The following is a 17831-nucleotide window of genomic DNA, read 5'->3' on the forward strand; positions in this document are numbered from 1 at the left end:
ACCGTCCTCATCCAGCGGCGTGGGTACACAGATCACCACGGTCTCGGCGGTGGCAAGCACGGCTTCGTCGGACGTCACGGTGAAACCCGCGGCCAGCATGGCCGCGATGTCGGCATCGCAGATGTCATCGACATGAGACCGGCCCGAGGACAGCCCGGCGATCACCCCGTCAGAGACGTCGAGCCCGACGACACGAAGCCCCGCCCGGCAGCCCTCACGGACCAACGGCAGACCGACATACCCCAGACCAACGACAGCAAGGTCACACACCTTCCGGACTCTAGGTGGGCACGGCTCGCCTGCGCGGCCAAATCCAGGTGGGCCCGGGGAGAGTTAGGAAAAAGTTACCGTTTCCGTCACCCATCGACCTCGGTGAGTCACTTGCCCGACCTCGACACGTTCCCTGACGTTCACCGGTCCGAAACCGGCCGAAACATCCCGGACAACTGGTATTGACGCCTCATTGCCGCCACTCCAGGCTTCCAGGGCGAGAAATGACATAGAGATCTGATCACTCGACGTCGACCGGAGAGGATCATTGTGTCGATCCGTTCCGACGGCGCAGACTCCGCCTCCCGCGCCGGATCTTTCGCCGCGACGGGCGGGAGCAGCGGAACAACCGGCACGACACCACCCACCACGTCGTTCGTACGCCGGACGCTCCTGGACGACGTGTCCGAAGCGATCCTCGACCTCATCCGTTCCCAGGGCCTCGCCGCGGGCGACCGACTGCCGTCGGCCCGCGACCTCGCCGCACGGTTCTCGGTCGCGACCCCCACCCTGCGGGAGGCGCTCCGGCGGCTCGAGGCCACCGGCGTCCTCGACATCAGACACGGCTCGGGGGTGTACGTCCGGGATCTGTCCCGGCTCATCCTCGCCAACCCCCACCGCCACGGCCTCGAACACGACACGATCCTCGACCTGCTCGAAGCCCGCGAACTCATCGAACCACCACTCGCCGAGATGGCCGCCGACCGCTGCACCCCTTCGCAGTTGGCCGACCTCGGGGAGATCCTGACGCGCGCCGGCGCGGCACTGACCGACGATGCCGAACTGGCGGCGTCCAACATGGCGTTCCATCGCGCGATCGGGCAGTACGCCGGAAACCCGATCCTCGCCCAGATGCTCGACTCGATCGTCGACATCTACGCCCCGGAGCAGCAGCAGATCCTGCGACTTCACGGTGACCGCAGGTCTGACCACGCCGAGCACCTCGAGATCCTCGGCGCGATCAGTGCCGGCGAACCGGCGCGGGCGGGGGCGCTGATGCGTACCCATCTCGCCGGCGTACGACAGGTGGTCGGCGTCGCCCTGCGATCGCCCCCGTAGACCGAGGCGGAGGCCGGACCATGCGCGGCAGCTACCAACGATGCGGCCCCGATTCGCCGCGTTTCGTTGGAAATGATCACGCATACGTGATCATTTCCCGGCGCGAAGCACTCAAACCCAGCGCAAGAAAGGTCGGACAGCAATGAAGCACACCGACGGTCCGCGAGTCTCCGCCTCGCACGCGGGAGACCTCGCCGGTACGACAGACACGGCAGCAGGCACGGCGGCAGGCAGGGCGGCACACCACGCGGCACGCGGCGCACGGGGGACGGGTGCCGGAGGTTCCGGGGCGTTGACGCGACGAGGGTTCCTCCACCACACCGCGATCGGCGGGCTGGCATTCGCGGGGATGGGGGCGTTCCTGGCCGCCTGTGAGGGGGCGGGTCCCGGTGGCGGGCCGGGCGGCGGGCCCGGTGGCGGCGGCGGTGGCGGCGAGCGCGCCAAGACCCTGATCCTCGACTTCCACGGCGGGCGGGTGCAGAGCCCGGACCTGTGGAACCCGTTCGTTCCGGGCTTCACCAGCAACGCCGGCTTCCACCAGGCCCTGATGGAGCCGCTGTTCATCCTCAACTACGAGTCCGGCGAAACCGAGCCGTGGCTGGGCGAGGAGTTCACCCCCGACGACACCGCCACCGTGTGGACGCTCAGGCTCCGCGATGGCGTCTCGTGGTCCGACGGCGAGGACTACGACGCCGACGACGTCGTCTTCACGATCACCATGCTGTTGGAGGGCGGTGCCGAGCTCAACAATGCCGCCTCGATGCAGGAGTGGGTGAAGGCGGTCGAGAAGGTCGACAAGACCACGGTGAAGTTCACGCTGAAGAAGCCGAACCCAAGGTTCCAGCTGGACTACTTCTCGGTCAAGATCCACGGCAGCCTGGCGATCGTGCCCGAGCACATCTGGCGCGGCAAGGATCCGGTGAAGTTCAAGAACTACGACAAGGCACAAGGCTGGCCGGTCTTCACCGGGCCGTACAAGCTCACCTCGGCGAGCCCGACGAAGTTCACCTACGAGCGCCGCGACGACTGGTGGGGTGCCGAGGCCGACTTCCTGCCGCTGCCGCAGCCGGAGAAGCTGGAATTCGTCGTGAGCGAGACCGAGGAGGTCCGGGTCGCTCGGGCCTCGGACCACCAGCTGGACAGCATCGCCGATCTCACCGCTGGTGCGTTCGAGAGCCTCAAGGCCCGCAACACCGAGATCATCTCCTGGCTGCCGGACAAGCCGTACGCATGGACCGACCCGTGCACGCGGCTGTTCTCGGTCAACAACGCCGTCGAGCCCTGGAACGACCGGGACATGCGGTGGGCGCTCAACTATGCGCTCGACAAGGAGGAGATCGTCCGGATCGCGTACGAAGGCACGACGACTCCGGCGCGGTTCTTCTTCCCCGACTATCCACCCATGCAGGAGTACGTCAGCCTGCTCGAGGACGAGGGGCTCTTCGACGAGTTCCCGATCCACACCCACGATCCCGACGAGGCCGCGAAGATCATCGAGTCGAAGGGCTACACCAAGTCCGGCGACTACTACGCCAAGGACGGCAAGGAGCTGCGGATCCAGATCGACGCGCCGAGCGACTTCATCGAGATCTGGCGCTATGCCGAGGTGGTCGGCGAGCAGTTGCAGCGGATCGGGATCAACGCGACAGTCCGCAAGCTCGCGATCGGCACGTGGGGCGACAACCTGGCGAACGGGAAGTTCGAGGGCGCGGCCGACTGGAGCGCCTGCGGCTCGGTCAGCGAACCGTGGTTCTCGATGCAGGTGTTCCGGGCCGACGCGGTCGTCCCGGTCGGCGAGACAGCGGCGTCGAACGCCATCCGGTGGAAGAACACCGCCTACAGCAAGCACGTCGAGCAGATCGCGAACCTCCCGCTCGGCGACGCGTCCATCAGGGAGCCCTTCGTCGCGGCGGCCCGGGAATGGCTGCGGGATCTCCCGTTCATCCCGGTGGCGCACGCGCGCAAGCTCTACGCGTTCGACACGACGTACTGGACCGGGTGGGCGACCCAGGAGGACAACTACCTGCAGCCGACGCTGGACTGGGGCAACGCGCACAAGATCATCCACTCCCTGCGTCCCGCCGGCGAGTAGCAAGAGGAGGCCGAGCACGTGCGTGGACTGACCACCGGCTATGTGCTCAGACGGGTGGGGATGTTCCTCTTCACCATCTGGGCGAGTGCGACGCTGATGTTCTTCATTCCTCGGCTTGCGCCGGGTGATCCGGTAAAGGCGATGATCACCAGGATCACCTCGCAGGCCGGATACGTGGAGGGCAGCGACCGGCTGATCGCGGCCTGGCGGGAACGCTTCGGCCTCGACGACCCGCTCTGGTTGCAGTACCTCAGCTACCTGAAGAGCCTGGTGACGTTCGACTTCGGTTACTCGCTGGCGCAGTTCCCGGTCGAGGTCAGCGAGATGATCGGCCGGGCGATGCCGTGGACCGTCGGGTTGCTGGCGATCTCGACGGTCCTGTCGTTCCTCGCGGGTACGTTGATCGGTGCGCTGATGGCGTGGCGGCGTACGCCTGGGCTGTTGCGGGTGTTGCTGCCGGTGTCGCTCACGTTCACGGCGATCCCGTTCTACATTCTCGGCATCCTGCTGATCTACGTGTTCGTGTTCACGTTGCGGCTGTTCCCGATCTCCGGTGGCTACCGCAGCGAGCTCACACCCGGCCTCGACTTCTGGTTCATCAACAGCGTCATCCAGCACGGCACGCTGCCCGCGCTCTCGATCGTCCTTGCCAGCATGGGTTTCTGGGCGCTCGGGATGCGCGGGATGATGATCACGGTGGCCGGTGAGGACTACCTCACGCTGGCCCGCGCCAAGGGGCTACGGCCACTCGACATCCTGTTCAAGTACGAGGTGCGCAACGCGATTCTTCCGCAGGTCACCGCGCTGGTGCTCGGGATCGGCGGCATCGTCGGCGGCACCGTCCTGGTGGAGTACCTCTTCGGCTATCCCGGGGTAGGCGCGCTGCTCTACCAGGCGATCTCGAACTCCGACTACACCGTGATGCAGGGCATCGTCTTCATCCTGATCCTCACCACGGTGACCGCGGTCCTCCTCATCGACCTGATCTACCCGCTGCTCGACCCGCGCATCACCTACGAGAGGAGGTGAGCATCGTGGATCCGACCACCGTCACCCAGATCCAGGAACAGGCCGACGCACCGGCAGGGCGTCGGGCGTCGTCCCCGTGGACGAATCCCGAACTCGTCACCGGTGCGGCCATGGTCGTGGGCGTGCTTCTGCTCACCGGCATCGGCCACCTGGTCGTCGACACCACTCTCGCGAGGGCCGCCAGCTCACCGCTCAACCTGCCACCGTTCTGGCTGCCGGGCGGAACGCTCGCGCATCCGCTCGGCACCGAGAACAGCGGCCGGGATCTCCTTGCCCTGTTGGTGGTCGGTGGCCCGACAACCCTGCAGGTAGGGCTGATCGTCGGCGTGACGAGCATGCTGATCGGCATCGTCTTCGGCTTCGCCGCGGGTTACCTCGGCGGTGTCGTCGACTCGGTGATCCGGACCGTCTCCGACACCGCGTTGACGATTCCGTCGCTCGCCATCCTCATCGTCGTCGCGGCGTACGTACGCCAGATGGACGTCAACACGATGGCGTTCATCGTGGCGCTCTTCGCCTGGGCGGGACCCACCCGAGTCATCCGTGCGCAGGTGCTGTCGATGCGTGAGCAGGGATATGTGCGGATGGCGCGGCTCTCGGCGCTGTCGACACCCGACATCATGTTCAAGGAGATGATGCCGAACCTCCTGCCCTACCTCGCGGCGAGCTTCATCGGCGCCGCGTCGGGCGGAATCCTCGCGGCGGTCGGACTGGAGGCGTTGGGGCTCGGGCCGCAACGGATTCCCACGCTGGGCATGACGATCTCGCGTGCCATCGAAGGTTCGGCCGTCCTCCGCGGGATGTGGTGGTGGTGGGGATTCCCCACTGTCGTCCTGATGGTGATCTTCATCGGGCTCTTCCTCACCGCGATCGGACTCGACGAGGTGGCCAACCCACGGCTGCGGGGAGCAAAGGGGCCGCGCCGGGGCAACCTGGGGCGAAAAGCAGGACGCCGAGTGACTGGACAGGGGACGAACGCATGAACGCTGTCCTGGACGTGCGCGATCTCCGCGTCCACTACGAAACCACGCAGGGCGACGTGATCGCCGTCAACGGCGTCAGTTTCTCCGTCGGCGAAGGCGAGACGCTCGGCCTGGTGGGCGAGTCGGGCTCCGGCAAGTCCACCGTCGCGATGGCGATCCTGCGCCTCACGTCGCCACCCGGCCGGATCGTCGACGGTTCGGTACGCGTGAACGGCGAGGACTTCCTCTCCCTGCAGGACGCCGCGTTGCGGGCCAGACGATGGCGGGACATCGCACTGATCCCGCAGGGTTCGATGAACTCCCTCAATCCGGTGATGCGGGTGCGGCACCAGATCGCCGACGCCATCGAAGCGCACGAGGGACGGCAGTCCCGCGCGGCGTTGAAGGCCCGGATCGTGCGGCTGCTCGACTTGGTCCAACTCCCGGCCCGCGTCTACGACCTCTACCCGCACGAGCTGTCCGGCGGCATGAAGCAGCGCGTCTGCATCGCCATGGCCATCGCTCTCGAGCCGGCGTTGATCATCGCCGACGAGCCGACGAGCGCACTCGACGTGGTCGTCCAGCGAACGGTCGCGCAGACCTTGCTGGAGGTCAAGAAGCGCCTCAACAGCTCGATGATCCTGATCGGCCACGACATGGCTCTGCAGGCCCAGCTCGTCGACCGCATCGCGGTGATGTTCGCCGGCAACATCGTGGAGATCGGCTCCGTTCGCGATCTCTTCAACAGTCCGCAACACCCCTACACCCGGCACCTGATCGCCTCGATCCCGTCGATCAGGGAACGCAAACCCCTGCTGGTGAAGGAGTTCCGTACCCCCGACCTCCGCGACCGGCGACCGACGCCGCCGCTCGTGGAGGTCAGCCCCGGCCACCTGGTCGCGACCACGGACAGCACCGATGACGATCACGATGACGCAGAGCGGGTGAACGCCGATGTCTGAGCCGACGTCTGGGCCGGTGTCGAAACCTGAACCACTGTTGGACGTACGAAACGCCACCAAGATCTACGGCAAGGGCGAGGACCAGACGACGGCGCTCTCCGACGTGTCGCTGGCTCTGGGCACGTCACCGGCCACGATCACCACGATCGCCGGCGAGAGCGGCAGCGGCAAGACGACGCTGTCCAACGCGATTCTGGGCTTCACGTCACTGACGTCGGGCGAGATCACCTATCGCGGGCAGAACCTCGACACGCTCGACAAGCGGCAGCGGCTCGCCTACCGCCGGGAGGTCCAGGCGATCTTCCAGGACCCGTTCGGCGTCTACAACCCGTTCTACAAGATCCGGCACATCTTCGACGTCGCGATCAAACGCTTCGGTCTCGCGCCGTCCAAGGCAGCGGCGAGGGACCAGATCGAGGAGGCGCTTCGCATCGTCGGCATGCGCGGCGACGAGGTACTCGACAAGCACCCACACCAGTTGTCCGGCGGCCAACGGCAGCGGCTGATGATGGCACGTGCGTACCTGCTCACCCCACGGCTCATCGTCGCGGACGAACCGGTCTCGATGGTCGATGCGTCCTTGCGGGCAATGATTCTCGACATCATGCTGCGGTTGCGTGACGAGCAGGGCATCTCGTTTCTCTACATCACCCACGACCTGTCGACGGCCTACCAGATCGGTGACGAGATCTGCATTCTCTACCAGGGTTCGATTGTGGAGCGTGGCGACACCCAACGCGTCATCGATGATCCACAGCACGAGTACTCCAAGCTGCTGATCAGCTCGATCCCGGTGCCCGACCCGGACGTCACCTGGGACGCCGGTACACCCCTGGTCACTCCCGCGGAGATCGCGTCACCAGACCGTTGACCTCGGCCGCTACGGCCACGGGCTACGGCAGGACGGTGGGATCGGCGTACTCGGCGAACCGCTGGCGGGCGTCGTCGATCCTTCCGTAGGACAGGTCCACCCATGCCTGCACCACCTGCGCAGGGTCGAAGCGGGCAGCGACCTCGCGCTTGGCCGCCACCGATCGGCCCTCCCACCTGGTCAGATCCGCGTCCTCGAGCACGCGCGCGACCGCATCGTCGAGTGAGCCGCACAAGGCGTCCTTTCCGTACGCCTCCGCCGCGCCCTGCCAACCCCTGATCACCGGGACCGCGCCGGATCCCATCCCCTCGCAGAGCGCCGCATGTGAACCCTCGACGTCGGAAAGGGAGAGGATGTGGCCGACCTTGCGGTACCAGGCGGCCATGTCCCGCCCGAACGCGTCGAAGACCACGGCGCCGCGCAGGTGCGGGTCCTTCTCCACGCGTTCCATGCTCCGCTGGACTTCCCGGCGTTCCTCCGCGCTCTGCCACGACGGCTTGTGCGCCCATCCCATCTGGCTGCGTACCAACAGGCTGAACCGTGGGTCCTCGCGGCGTACCGCGCTCAGCAGATCCAGCGCGAGATCGAAACGCTTGAGCGCCGGGATGATCCCCACCATGCCGAGCGTGAACCGCGCGCCCGGGAGCTTCGGCCGGTCCAGCCGCGCCAGATCGGTGTAGTTGGGTACGTAGACGAGCTTCCCGACCGGCCAGCCGATCTCGTCCCGGATCCGCCGCCCCATGTGAGGGGCGATGTAGACAACCGCGTCGACCGCGTCGATGTCGATCTTGGCGGGATAGGCGCTGTCGATCTCGAACCGGTGCAGCCGGACGATCAGTCGTTGGTCCGGGCGCTTCACCTCCGACAGCCAGACCGCGTTCGGGCGGGCCCACTCGGCCACCAGCGTGTGCGCGGTGCGGGCGAGGTTCTCGGTGATCCCGTCGTTCTTGGCGCCCGCGCTGCGCCATTCGTCGACCTCGACGTCAAGGTCCGGCCAGCCGTCGAGGACGGTGGCGAGGTCGCGCATGAACTTCATGTCGTGCCCGATCACGCGTACCCGCATGGGCGTGGATGTCGCGTCCGCGCGGGCGGGGTCTTCGGTCGGGGGTGGCAGGTCGTCTCCAGCCGGAGGTGGCAGGTCGGCCAGCAGGCGACGTGCGCCGGCGAGCTGCGCCTCCGCCGTCCACGCGGCGAGGCCCTCGACGGACCCGACCTCACCCGACCCGGCCGCATCGTCGCGCCGGAACTCACCGAACCCGGCCGCATCGTCCCCCGCCGCATCGCCCCCTGCGGCATCTTCGTGCCGGAGATCGCCCGTCTCCACACCACGAGGTTCCGGTTGGCCCGCCTCCGAACCACCAGGACCGTCTCCGCGCCACGGGTCGAGTCGTGGCGGCGACCACGGACCGGCGTCCCCCCGAAGCCGCGCCACCGGGTACGACCAGGCCGTCGGCCGTGGCGCCCGCCCACCCGCCACCTGGTCGAGCAGACGTCGCCAGAGCAGCAGGTGACCCGGTACGTCGGTCGGATGGACGTCGAGCACCGGGCCGGGACCGCCCGGTTCCTGCGTACCGTCCTGATCTTCGCCACGCGACTCCGACGACCGCGAGGAACCCAGTGATCCCGAGAACCCCGGCGACGCCGAGGACCCCAGTGATCCCGCTACGGCCGGTCCGGCGCCGCATGTCGGGCATCCACGGTCGGTCGCGAGCGGGGGAAAGACGACGGTACGCACCGGGCCGGCGACGCGTTCGAGGATGCCGGCCGCATCCACGCTGTCCGCGACCAGGCCGCCGATGAAGGGCGCAGCGTCCCGGATCGGGCCGGCCCAGGTGACGGGCTCGCCGGGCGCGGCGCGCTCGGGTGGCACCGCGAGGAGCCAGACCGCGGCGGGGTTCACTCCGGACCGTACCGCCGTGACTGCGGCCTCCGGCGACTCGGCCAGGACCAGCCGAGCCGCGGCGAGCCGCGATAGCTGCGGGTCAGGATCGGCCGCCAGGCTCCCCACCCCACCGGTCGCCGCGCCACCGGTCCCCGGCCGCCCCGCCGTACCGGACCAGACGCCGCCGGCCACCCGTCGCGACATGCGGGTCTCGAGCTCCCGACCGACGCGGCCCGCCGCCGACCGCATCCGCCGCCCGGCCGCGTAGGCGCCGGCCCGGGCAGCGCGCCCGACGAATCGGACGGCGACGCCCGTGACGGACGGCTCAGCGGCCAGCAAACCCGCGGCCTGCGCGTCAGGCGCCGCGGGCATCTCCGGCACCGGTGGCGGCGACCAGACAAGATCGTGAACGGTCAGACCGCACTCGGTGAAGGTCTCGTGAACACTCGTCCGCCAGCAGCACACACCTGCCTGCGGCGGCCAGTTGGGGTCGCGAAGGACAACTACAGTGCTGGTGCCGAACCGCGGTTCGGTCCCATCGTCAAGTGTCATCAGAGCCCGGTGGGTGCTGTGAGGAGTGTCATCGACCACGAAACAGGCAGCATAGGGACGAACGAAGCTGATGCCGAGCACCGAGGTGGGAAAGTCCCGTGGCGAACCCATGACAGAGACCGCTTCCACAGCCGATGAGGCGATCGACAGGGTCGCTGGAGGGAGCGACGGAAGGCCAGACCCACCCGGCGGTACGCCCGAACCCCCAGGTGCGACAGAACCAACGGCCAGTATGGCTGAACCGCCGGGTAGGCCCGATACAACGGGTACGACAGACACAACGGGTAGGGCAGAGACAACGGGTAGGGCAGAGACAACGGGTACGACGGACACAATCGGGGGACGGCGCCAGGTGGCGAAATGGCGGCGGGCAATCGTCCGGATCAAGCGCACAGTCGCCCGGACCGTACGCGTCCGCATGGCCGGCTGGGACACCGTGGAGGTCTCGGTCCTGGGTGGCCTCCGGTCCCGCCGCTACCGCCTGACCGATCCCACGGCCGAGCGCCCGGTGCACTGCGACGTGCTCCTGGTCCAGGTCCCCGACGCAGCCTGCCTGGAGCGCCTCACCGGCTCGTGCCTGCTCCGCGGCCGCGTCCGGGAGGTCCGGCTGGAGGTCGCGACCATGCCGACCTGGTTACGCGGAGGCCTGCGTCCGGTCCGCATCGCCCGTGACCTCCACAGGTTCAGGTGGGAGTCGGCCGGGAACGGCGTCGTGGTCCGGATCGGTTGGCGGAAGCGCCGCCACGTCGGTCGCGCACTGACCGAGCTGAGCGCGGCGGTCCTGCGGTCCCGGCGCTGGGAACAGGCGGGCGGCGAACTTCCCGGGCTCGATCGGGCGGCTTGGATCGCCGGCGACTCGACCTGGCCGCACGGACTCGTCGGCGCCGAGCCGGCAGACGCCCAGCCAACAGACGCCCAGCCAACAGACGCCCAGCGCCAGACCGACACCGACCCACCCACCGACACCGACTCATCCACCGACACCAACCCGCCCACCGACACCGAGCACGCTCAGCCGGCGCCGGCACCCCGGCAGCCTCAGGTCACCCTGCGGGAGTTCCGGTTTCCCCTGGTCACCGCGCTCGCCAATCCGCACGGTCGGCGCCTGACCGGCCGGGCGACGGCGTACGACCTCCGCCGCGACGGCGACCGCCTCGTCCTCGCGGCCGGCGACGGAACGCCGGGCCTCGTCTTCACCCCGTCCGGGTCGGTCGAGGCGACGCTGCTGGACAGGAACTGGCAGAAGTACGCGGTCGCGGCCATCGGCGACGACCTCGCCGCCGACCCGTTCACCCGGCACGTGCTTGCCGGGCTCGCCGCCTGCGGGGTTGGCCTCGCATCGGTGTCTGCCGCGATGCGACAGCGGCTGGCCGCCGAGGGCCACCAGGTCGTCGAGAAGCCCGAGACCGTCGACGGGTTGCCGGGCTATCAGCTGAGCGCGTCCACGTCCCGCCAGGCCGGGATCCTCGCTGATCCGGCGTTCCGTGGCCACCTGGCTCTGCCGATGATCTCGGTCCTCGTGGCGAGCAAGCGCGCCGACGATGTGATCCGCTGCCTCGCCGACCTCGCCCGCCAGACGTACTCCCGATTCGAGGTCCTGGTCGGCACCCACGGCTACACGCTCGATCCAAACACCCTCGCTGACCTGCGTAGACGCCTGCCAGGACCGCTCCGGACGGTCGACCTCGACGACCAGTGCACCCTGGGCGAGATTCTCGGGATCCTCACCCGTCGGGCCGACGGGGAGTTCGTCGCGAAGGTCGACGACGACGACCGTTACGGTCCCGACCATCTGACCGACCTGGTCCTCGCCGCCCGGACCTCCGGCGCCGACCTGGTGGCGAAGTCCGCGCGGTTCGTCCACCTCGCCGACTCCGGAGTGACGATCGACCGGACCTGGGCCGCGACAGAGGCGTACGAGGTGATGCCGGCCGGCGGCACGCTCCTGCTGTCCCGAGGTGTCCTGCAGGCGGCCGGCGGGTGGAGCACCTCACCGCGACACGTCGACGCGGACCTGTTGGCGCGGCTGCGTTCGGCGGGAGGCGTCACTTACCGTACGCACGGTCTCGGTTACGTGTACTACCGGCGCAGCGGCGGACATACCTGGCAGGCTGATCCTGACGACCTCCTCGACCACGGCGAGGTGCTCTACGACGGACTCCCGGAGGCCATTCTGTGGGCATGAGCGAGCGGAGCGAGCGACACATGAGCACGGCATGCGCGTGCGCGGCGAAGCAAGAAGACGCATGAGAAGCCTTGCTGACCAGCTGACCAAGAAGCTGTCGAAGAAGGCGACGGCGGTGGCGCGTGAACGGCTGACTCCGCAGACGAAGCGACGAATCCGCAAGGTGCAGCGCCTCGTCCTGGGACAGCACACCGCCTCCCGCACCCGCCACGGGCTGGCCGCCGCGCGGGCGTGCCTGGGATCCGGGGAGTACGAAGAGGCGGCAGTACACGTGAACGCGGTCCTGCGCCGCAACCCCACCGACTCCGGCGCGCTGGAGGTCGCGTCCAGGATCGCCATCAAGCGCGGGGCATTCACCGAGGCCGGCCACCATGCCGTTCGCCGGATGGAACGCACCCGGGACCCGGTGCACTGGAGCAGCGGCCGCAAGCTCGTCGGTCGCACCCGGGAGACAGATCCGCGCTGGCAGCCGGTGATCGCGACACCGCTCCCGGCGCCGTACCATCCGCGTCCGGGTCGGGTCGTCTACGTCGCCAAGGAGTCCCGCCCGTTTCTGCACAACGGTTTCTGTACGCGCTCGCACGAGTCCCTGCAGGCACTCGTCCGGGCCGGCCGCGATGTCCTCGGCGTGACGATGCCGGGGTTTCCGGGTGTGCTCGGCATCGACGAGCCGCCGACGGAGAGCGTCGTGGAGGAGGTCACCTACCGCCACCTGCTGCCGGCGGCGGGGCGTCCGTTGTTGGCGCTCGGACTGGATGAGTACGTCGAGCTGACGGCGCGGATGCTGGCCGGTCTGGTGGCGGCGGAGCGTCCGGCCCTGCTGCACGTGTCGTCCGGACATCGCGGCTTCGAGTCGGCCCTGGCCGGCAACGCGGTCGCGCGGTGGGCCGGGATCCCGTGGTTGTACGAAGTCCGCAGCTTCTTCGAGACCACCTGGACCGATGATCCGCGTTACGCCGAGCGCGGCGAGTACTACGAACGCAGGTTCGCCACCGAGTCTCGGATGATGGCGGCCGCAGACCTGGTGGTTACCCTGTCGGGCCCGATGCGCGACGAGATCATCCACCGGCACGGCATCCCCGCCGAGAAGGTCCGCGTGGTCCCCAACGCGGTCGACGTCAACCGCTTCGTACCGCAGGAACGCGACCTCACCCTGCGGCACCGGCTCGGGTTGGCCGACACGTTCACGCTCGGCTACGTCAGCAACCTGTCCCACCCGCGAGAGGGTCAGGAAGTCCTGATCGAGGCAGTCGCCGAGCTGCGGGCCGCGGGTCGGTCGGTGACGGGGCTGTTGGTGGGCGATGGTAACCGCCGGCAGGAGCTCGAACGCCTGGCCAAGAAGCTCGGCGTTGCCCGACACGTGGTCTTCACCGGCAACGTGCCCTTCGACGAGGTGGCCGGACACTACGCGCAGATCGACCTCTTCGTGGTACCCCGGGTCGACGACCGGGCCGCCCGGATGGTGTCGCCGCTGAAGCCGTTCGAGGCGATGGCGATGCGGGTGCCGTTGTTGGTGGCGGATCTGCCGGCGCTCGCCGAGATCATCGGTTCCGGCGCGCGCGGGCAGGCATTCACGGCTGGCGATCCTGGCGCGCTGGCGGCAGCTGCCGCCCGGCTGATGGACAACGAATCCGAACGCAAGCAGATCGCCGACGCCGCGGCGCTCTGGGTGGCCACCGAGCGGTCGTGGTCCGCGGTCGCTGCGGCGTTCGGTGCGGCGTACGACGATCTTCTCGCGACCAGCCCCGCCCGGCACGAGGCGTTGGCGACCGCGAACGGGAGCACGGCATGCTGATCACCAGGCGGCTCGGTCACGAACCTGCCCTCGCCCTCGACGACACGCTCCGCACGCTCGCCAACCACGACTGGTCGAGCGACGGCGGCCTGCTGGCGTACTACCCGGTCGTACGCGGCAATCCGTTCCAGGCCTTGCTCTACTCCCGCCTGGGCGAGTCCGGGCTCACACCGGTTCCTACCTACGACATCGACACGACGCTCGCGGCCGCCGATGCCATCGCCGGCAGCGGTCTCGAGCTGGTGACCCACATCCACTGGCTCAACGTCGTGATGGCCAAGGCCGACGACGAGGCGATGGCGCGCGAGCAGTTGAAGCGTTACCTCGAACGCCTGCACGCCCTGAAGGACCGCGGCGCCCGGTTGATGTGGACCGTTCACAACATTCTTCCGCACGAGACCCGGTTCCCAGATCTGGAGGCGGAGCTGCGGCAGGGTGTGGTCGACGCGGTCGAGCGCGTCCACGTGATGAGCCCGCGCACGCGCGAGCTGGTCGCGCCGTGGTTCGACATCCCGGAGGCCAAACTGCTGCCGGTGCCGCATCCGGCCTACCACGATGTCTATCCGTCGTGGATGTCGCGGCGTCAGGCCCGGGCGGAGTTGGGGCTCGCGCCGGAGGTGACGGCGTTCCTGTTGATCGGTCGGATCCAGCCGTACAAGGGGATCACCGAGCTCCTCGACGCCTTCGATCTGCTGTGTGCACGCGAACCTGGTCGCTACGTCCTGCTCGTGGCCGGCCCTCCCAGCCGCGACGACGAGTCGCGGGCCTTCCGGGAGCGGATGCTCACCCATCCGTGCGCCTACGCGGCACTGCGCAAGGTGCCTGACGACGAGCTGCAGGTCTATCTCCGGGCGGCCGACGTGGCCGTCTTCCCGTACCGCCGGTCGCTGAACTCCGGCGCGCTGGCGCTGGCTCTGACGTTCGGGCTGCCGGTCGTGGTGCGGGACGACTCCGGTGGTGATGCCCGGTTGAGTTCGGCGTACGCGGTGCAGTACGCAGGCGATGCTCCGGCCGACATCGTTGACGCGCTCGTCGAGTCGCGACGGTTGGTTACCGCGCAGGCGCGGCTGTCCGCCGCGGGTGCGGCGGCGCGGATCACGCCCGCGCGCGTGTCGGGAGCGTTCTCCGCGGCGGTCCGGGACTGGATCGACGCAGACCCTCGCGTCAACACCGTCGCCGGGTTAGACCACAGGACCCACGCCGACAGCAGAGCCGACACCGACCACACGACCGACGCCGACCAGAGTGCCGAGCTCGACCACGCTGGCCATGCGGGAGGTACGCAAGAGTGACCGTCGTCCACATCACCGGAGCTCGGCCCAACTTCCCCAAGGCCGCGCCCGTGATCGCCGCCTTGCGGTCCAGTGGTGCCGCCCAGCAGCTGGTCCACACCGGCCAGCACTATGACGACAAGTTGTCCGAGGTGTTCTTCCGGGAGCTCGACCTGCCCCGCCCCGATGTCAACCTCGGCGTGGGATCGGGCACGCATGCGACCCAGACCGCGGCGGTGATGATCGCGCTCGAAGAGCGGTTCAGCGCCCAGAGGCCTTCCCTGGTTGTGGTCTACGGCGATGTCAACTCCACCTTGGCGGCCGCGTTGGTGTGCTCGAAGCTCGGCGTTCCGCTGGCACACGTCGAGGCCGGCCTGCGTAGCTTCGATCTGACGATGCCGGAGGAGATCAACCGCAAGGTCACCGACGCGCTGTCAGATCTCGCGTTCGCGACGAGTCCGGAGGCGATCGCGCACCTCGCCCGCGAAGGCGTACCGGCCGAGCGGATCCACCTGGTCGGCAACCCGATGATCGACACGCTGCTGGCGCATCTCGACCGGTTCGATCCGGCGCCGGTGCGGGAGACGCACGCCCTTTCCGGTGCGTACGCCGTCGCGACGCTCCACCGGCCCGGCAACGTCGACGAAGCCGAACAGGCAGTCGCTCTCGTGCAGGCGATGCACAAGTGCGCCGACCAGGTGCCGATCGTCGTCCCCCTGCATCCACGCGGACGGGCCCGGCTGCTTGAGCTCGGCTTCGCCGACCACCCCGGCATCCGCGTCGTCGAGCCGCTCGGTTACGTCGAGTTCATGTCGCTGGTCCGCGGCGCGGCGGCCGTACTCACCGACTCCGGCGGGGTTCAGGAGGAGACCACGGTGCTCGGCGTTCCCTGCCTGACGCTGCGGCCCAGCACGGAACGGCCGGTGACGATCTCCCACGGTACGAACCAACTGGTCAGGGCCGAGACGCTCCCGCACGCCCTGCAAGCTGTGCTCGACCGGGGGCCGTTGTCCTCCTGGCCGGTGCCACCGCTGTGGGACGGCCGGGCCGGCGTACGCATCGCCGAGATTCTCGTTTCCTGGTTGGCGAACGCCGGCACCGTTCCCCCTCCCGGAACGGCAACCGGTGGCCTCACAGCAGCGTCGTCCAGCGAGGCCCCCACACCTGGCGAGCGCCAAGCCACCAGTACGGCCAGCGCCTCCACACCTGGCGAGCGCCAAGCCACCAACGCGGCCAGCGGCCCAGCAACCGGCGATGCCGCGGCACCCACCGCGCGGTGAGTGACACGCCGCCTCGGATCATCCTGGCCACCAGCAACGGCACCGGGATGGGACATCTCGCCCGGCAGGCGGCGGTGGCGCTGGCCCTGTCCGGTCAGGTCGAGCCGATTGTCTTCTCCCTCTCTCAGGCCGTCCATGTCGTGACCCGGCACGGCCTACGGGCGGAGTACTGCCCGAGCCACCACCGGAACTGGATGCCGCACCTTTCATGGCACAGCTACCTCGGCAAGCGGCTCGCCGCACTCTTGCAGGAAACCCAGGCGCGGGTCCTGGCGTTCGACGGGGTCGCGCCCTACCTCGGCCTGCTGCGCGCTCGGGCCGCCCATCCCGACGTGGCGTTCGTCTGGATACGCCGAGGGCTGTGGCGGGCGAACGCGAACCGGCGCGCCCTTGCCTCGCGGGCATTCTTCGATCTGGTCGTCGAGCCCGGGGACCTCGCCGCTGCCGCCGACCGGGGCGCGACCGCGTCCCTGTCCGATGCGGTCCCGGTGGCCCCAATCACCGTTCTGGAAGGGAATCCACCGCTCTCCCGAGCGGAGGCCGCCGCGGCTCTCGGGCTGGACCCCGATCGGCCGACCGCTCTGGTGACACTCGGCGCCGGCTCCATCAACGACACCCGGACACCCGCGCTGGCGGCGATCCGTTCGTTCCTGGCCACGCCTGACTGGCAGGTGGCCGTCACGCGCGCACCACTGGCCCTGGCCGTCCTCCCCGCGGCCGACGTCGCCCGCGTCCACGAACTGGTCGGCGTTTACCCGCTCGCGCGCTATCTCGCCGCGTTCGACGCCGCCGTTGGTGCCGCGGGCTACAACACCGTCCACGAACTGCTCCCCGCCGGCGTACCCACCCTCCTGGTGCCCAATCTCGCGACTGCCACGGACGACCAGATAGGCCGGGCGCGGTATCTCGCCGCTGGCCGACTAGCCCTGTGCGTCGAGAACGACAGCGCGGAGGCCATCACCCGAGGCGTCGCGCGGCTGGTTGATCCGGCGGTCCGGGCTGAGCTCGCCAAGGCCTGCAAGGCGCTGCCCACTCTGTCCGGAGCGTCGGCGACCGCTGAGCTCCTGACCCAGTTGATGGACGGCTACGCCACGCATCAGCCGTCCCTGCACGAACGCATTCGTACGATCGACCTGGATATGCGGGCCCGAGCCATGCGAACGCTCGGCCCAACGGGAACGACGGCAGTGCGGAGGGTGCTCGGCCGCCTCCCGGTCGCCGGACCTGTCCGCCCACTGGGGGTCCGCCCCCTCATCACCGACGACCTTGATCCTGACGTCCTCCGCCGCGAACATCCGGTCGAGCATCTGCTGCCTGGCAGCTCGACCGCGTACCGGCTCCGGCGCCTCGCCATTGCCCACGACGCCTACCGCTGGCCCACCGACAGCGCTCGCATGCCCCTCGCCTGACCCTCGGGGGCCGTCGCCTCACCCGAGGGGGGCCGTCGCCTCTCACCCGAGGCGCACTGCTCCACAATGTGCCAACCGGCCGGTGCCGTACATACCTCGGGACGCAAGAAGAGGGCCGCCCTGGTGGGTGGCCCTCTTCTTGTGTGTGGTGTCCGGCGGTGTCCTACTCTCCCACAGGGTGGCCCCTGCAGTACCATCGGCGCTGGAGGGCT

The 17831-nt window shown here is 68.9% G+C and carries 12 protein-coding genes and 1 pseudogene; 11 read left to right on the forward strand and 2 right to left on the reverse strand.

From position 1 onward, the window contains the following. Positions 1-270, reverse strand: a pseudogene (locus ABNF93_RS34020) (hypothetical protein); the annotation flags it as partial. A gap of 270 nt (positions 271-540) precedes the next feature. Here ABNF93_RS34020 and ABNF93_RS34025 point away from each other — a divergent pair. From ABNF93_RS34025 to ABNF93_RS34050, 6 genes are all read left to right on the forward strand, one after another. Then, positions 541-1329 carry a FadR/GntR family transcriptional regulator gene (locus ABNF93_RS34025; protein WP_349332378.1) on the forward strand — a complete coding sequence of 263 codons (789 nt, stop codon included), beginning with the start codon at positions 541-543 and terminating at the stop codon, positions 1327-1329. A 142-nt stretch (positions 1330-1471) separates the two neighbouring features. Next, positions 1472-3421: an ABC transporter substrate-binding protein gene (locus tag ABNF93_RS34030; protein ID WP_349332379.1), complete on the forward strand. Its 1950-nt coding sequence runs from the start codon at positions 1472-1474 to the stop codon at positions 3419-3421. A gap of 18 nt (positions 3422-3439) precedes the next feature. Beyond that, the gene (locus tag ABNF93_RS34035) at positions 3440-4450 is read left to right on the forward strand and encodes an ABC transporter permease (RefSeq protein ID WP_349332381.1); all 1011 of its coding nucleotides are present in this window, start codon (positions 3440-3442) and stop codon (positions 4448-4450) included. A 5-nt stretch (positions 4451-4455) separates the two neighbouring features. Further along, positions 4456-5433, forward strand: a complete 978-nt coding sequence (locus ABNF93_RS34040; protein WP_349332382.1) for an ABC transporter permease — start codon at positions 4456-4458, stop codon at positions 5431-5433. Then, positions 5430-6374 carry an ABC transporter ATP-binding protein gene (locus ABNF93_RS34045; protein WP_349332383.1) on the forward strand — a complete coding sequence of 315 codons (945 nt, stop codon included), beginning with the start codon at positions 5430-5432 and terminating at the stop codon, positions 6372-6374. Before ABNF93_RS34040 ends, ABNF93_RS34045 begins: the two co-directional genes overlap by 4 nt. Then, a complete protein-coding gene (locus tag ABNF93_RS34050) occupies positions 6367-7245 on the forward strand; it encodes an ABC transporter ATP-binding protein (RefSeq protein WP_349332384.1) in 879 nt (292 codons plus the stop codon). Before ABNF93_RS34045 ends, ABNF93_RS34050 begins: the two co-directional genes overlap by 8 nt. Before the next feature lie 22 nt (positions 7246-7267). Here ABNF93_RS34050 and ABNF93_RS34055 read toward each other — a convergent pair whose 3' ends face one another. After that, positions 7268-9679, reverse strand: coding sequence for a glycosyltransferase family protein (locus tag ABNF93_RS34055; RefSeq protein ID WP_349332385.1), 2412 nt, complete (start codon positions 9677-9679; stop codon positions 7268-7270). A 352-nt stretch (positions 9680-10031) separates the two neighbouring features. Between ABNF93_RS34055 and ABNF93_RS34060 the strand changes: the two genes are divergently transcribed. The 5 genes from ABNF93_RS34060 (at position 10032) to ABNF93_RS34080 (ending at position 17619) form a co-directional block, all read left to right on the forward strand. Continuing rightward, positions 10032-11864, forward strand: a complete 1833-nt coding sequence (locus tag ABNF93_RS34060; protein WP_349332386.1) for a glycosyltransferase family 2 protein — start codon at positions 10032-10034, stop codon at positions 11862-11864. Positions 11865-11925: 61 nt separating this feature from the next. Further along, the gene (locus ABNF93_RS34065; RefSeq protein ID WP_349332387.1) at positions 11926-13659 is read left to right on the forward strand and encodes a glycosyltransferase family 4 protein; all 1734 of its coding nucleotides are present in this window, start codon (positions 11926-11928) and stop codon (positions 13657-13659) included. Next, complete coding sequence (locus ABNF93_RS34070; RefSeq protein ID WP_349332388.1) at positions 13653-14951, forward strand: glycosyltransferase; 1299 nt, start codon at positions 13653-13655, stop codon at positions 14949-14951. Before ABNF93_RS34065 ends, ABNF93_RS34070 begins: the two co-directional genes overlap by 7 nt. Further along, a complete protein-coding gene (gene wecB / locus ABNF93_RS34075; RefSeq protein WP_349332389.1) occupies positions 14948-16210 on the forward strand; it encodes a non-hydrolyzing UDP-N-acetylglucosamine 2-epimerase in 1263 nt (420 codons plus the stop codon). The genes ABNF93_RS34070 and wecB overlap by 4 nt, the downstream gene beginning before the upstream one ends. Then, positions 16207-17619: a glycosyltransferase gene (locus ABNF93_RS34080; RefSeq protein ID WP_349332390.1), complete on the forward strand. Its 1413-nt coding sequence runs from the start codon at positions 16207-16209 to the stop codon at positions 17617-17619. Before wecB ends, ABNF93_RS34080 begins: the two co-directional genes overlap by 4 nt. Positions 17620-17831: the final 212 nt, after the last annotated feature.

Source organism: Actinopolymorpha sp. B9G3, from assembly GCF_040120725.1.
GTDB lineage: Bacteria > Actinomycetota > Actinomycetes > Propionibacteriales > Actinopolymorphaceae > Thermasporomyces.

Bases quoted from the DNA above. Each gene is read 5' to 3' on its own strand.
- ABNF93_RS34030 (WP_349332379.1), top strand. From the start codon at position 1,472: ATGAAGCACACCGACGGTCCGCGAGTCTCCGCCTCGCACGCGGGAGAC.
- ABNF93_RS34045 (WP_349332383.1), top strand. From the start codon at position 5,430: ATGAACGCTGTCCTGGACGTGCGCGATCTCCGCGTCCACTACGAAACC.
- ABNF93_RS34050 (WP_349332384.1), top strand. From the start codon at position 6,367: ATGTCTGAGCCGACGTCTGGGCCGGTGTCGAAACCTGAACCACTGTTG.
- ABNF93_RS34055 (WP_349332385.1), bottom strand. From the start codon at position 9,679: ATGACACTTGACGATGGGACCGAACCGCGGTTCGGCACCAGCACTGTA.
- ABNF93_RS34065 (WP_349332387.1), top strand. From the start codon at position 11,926: ATGAGAAGCCTTGCTGACCAGCTGACCAAGAAGCTGTCGAAGAAGGCG.
- ABNF93_RS34070 (WP_349332388.1), top strand. From the start codon at position 13,653: ATGCTGATCACCAGGCGGCTCGGTCACGAACCTGCCCTCGCCCTCGAC.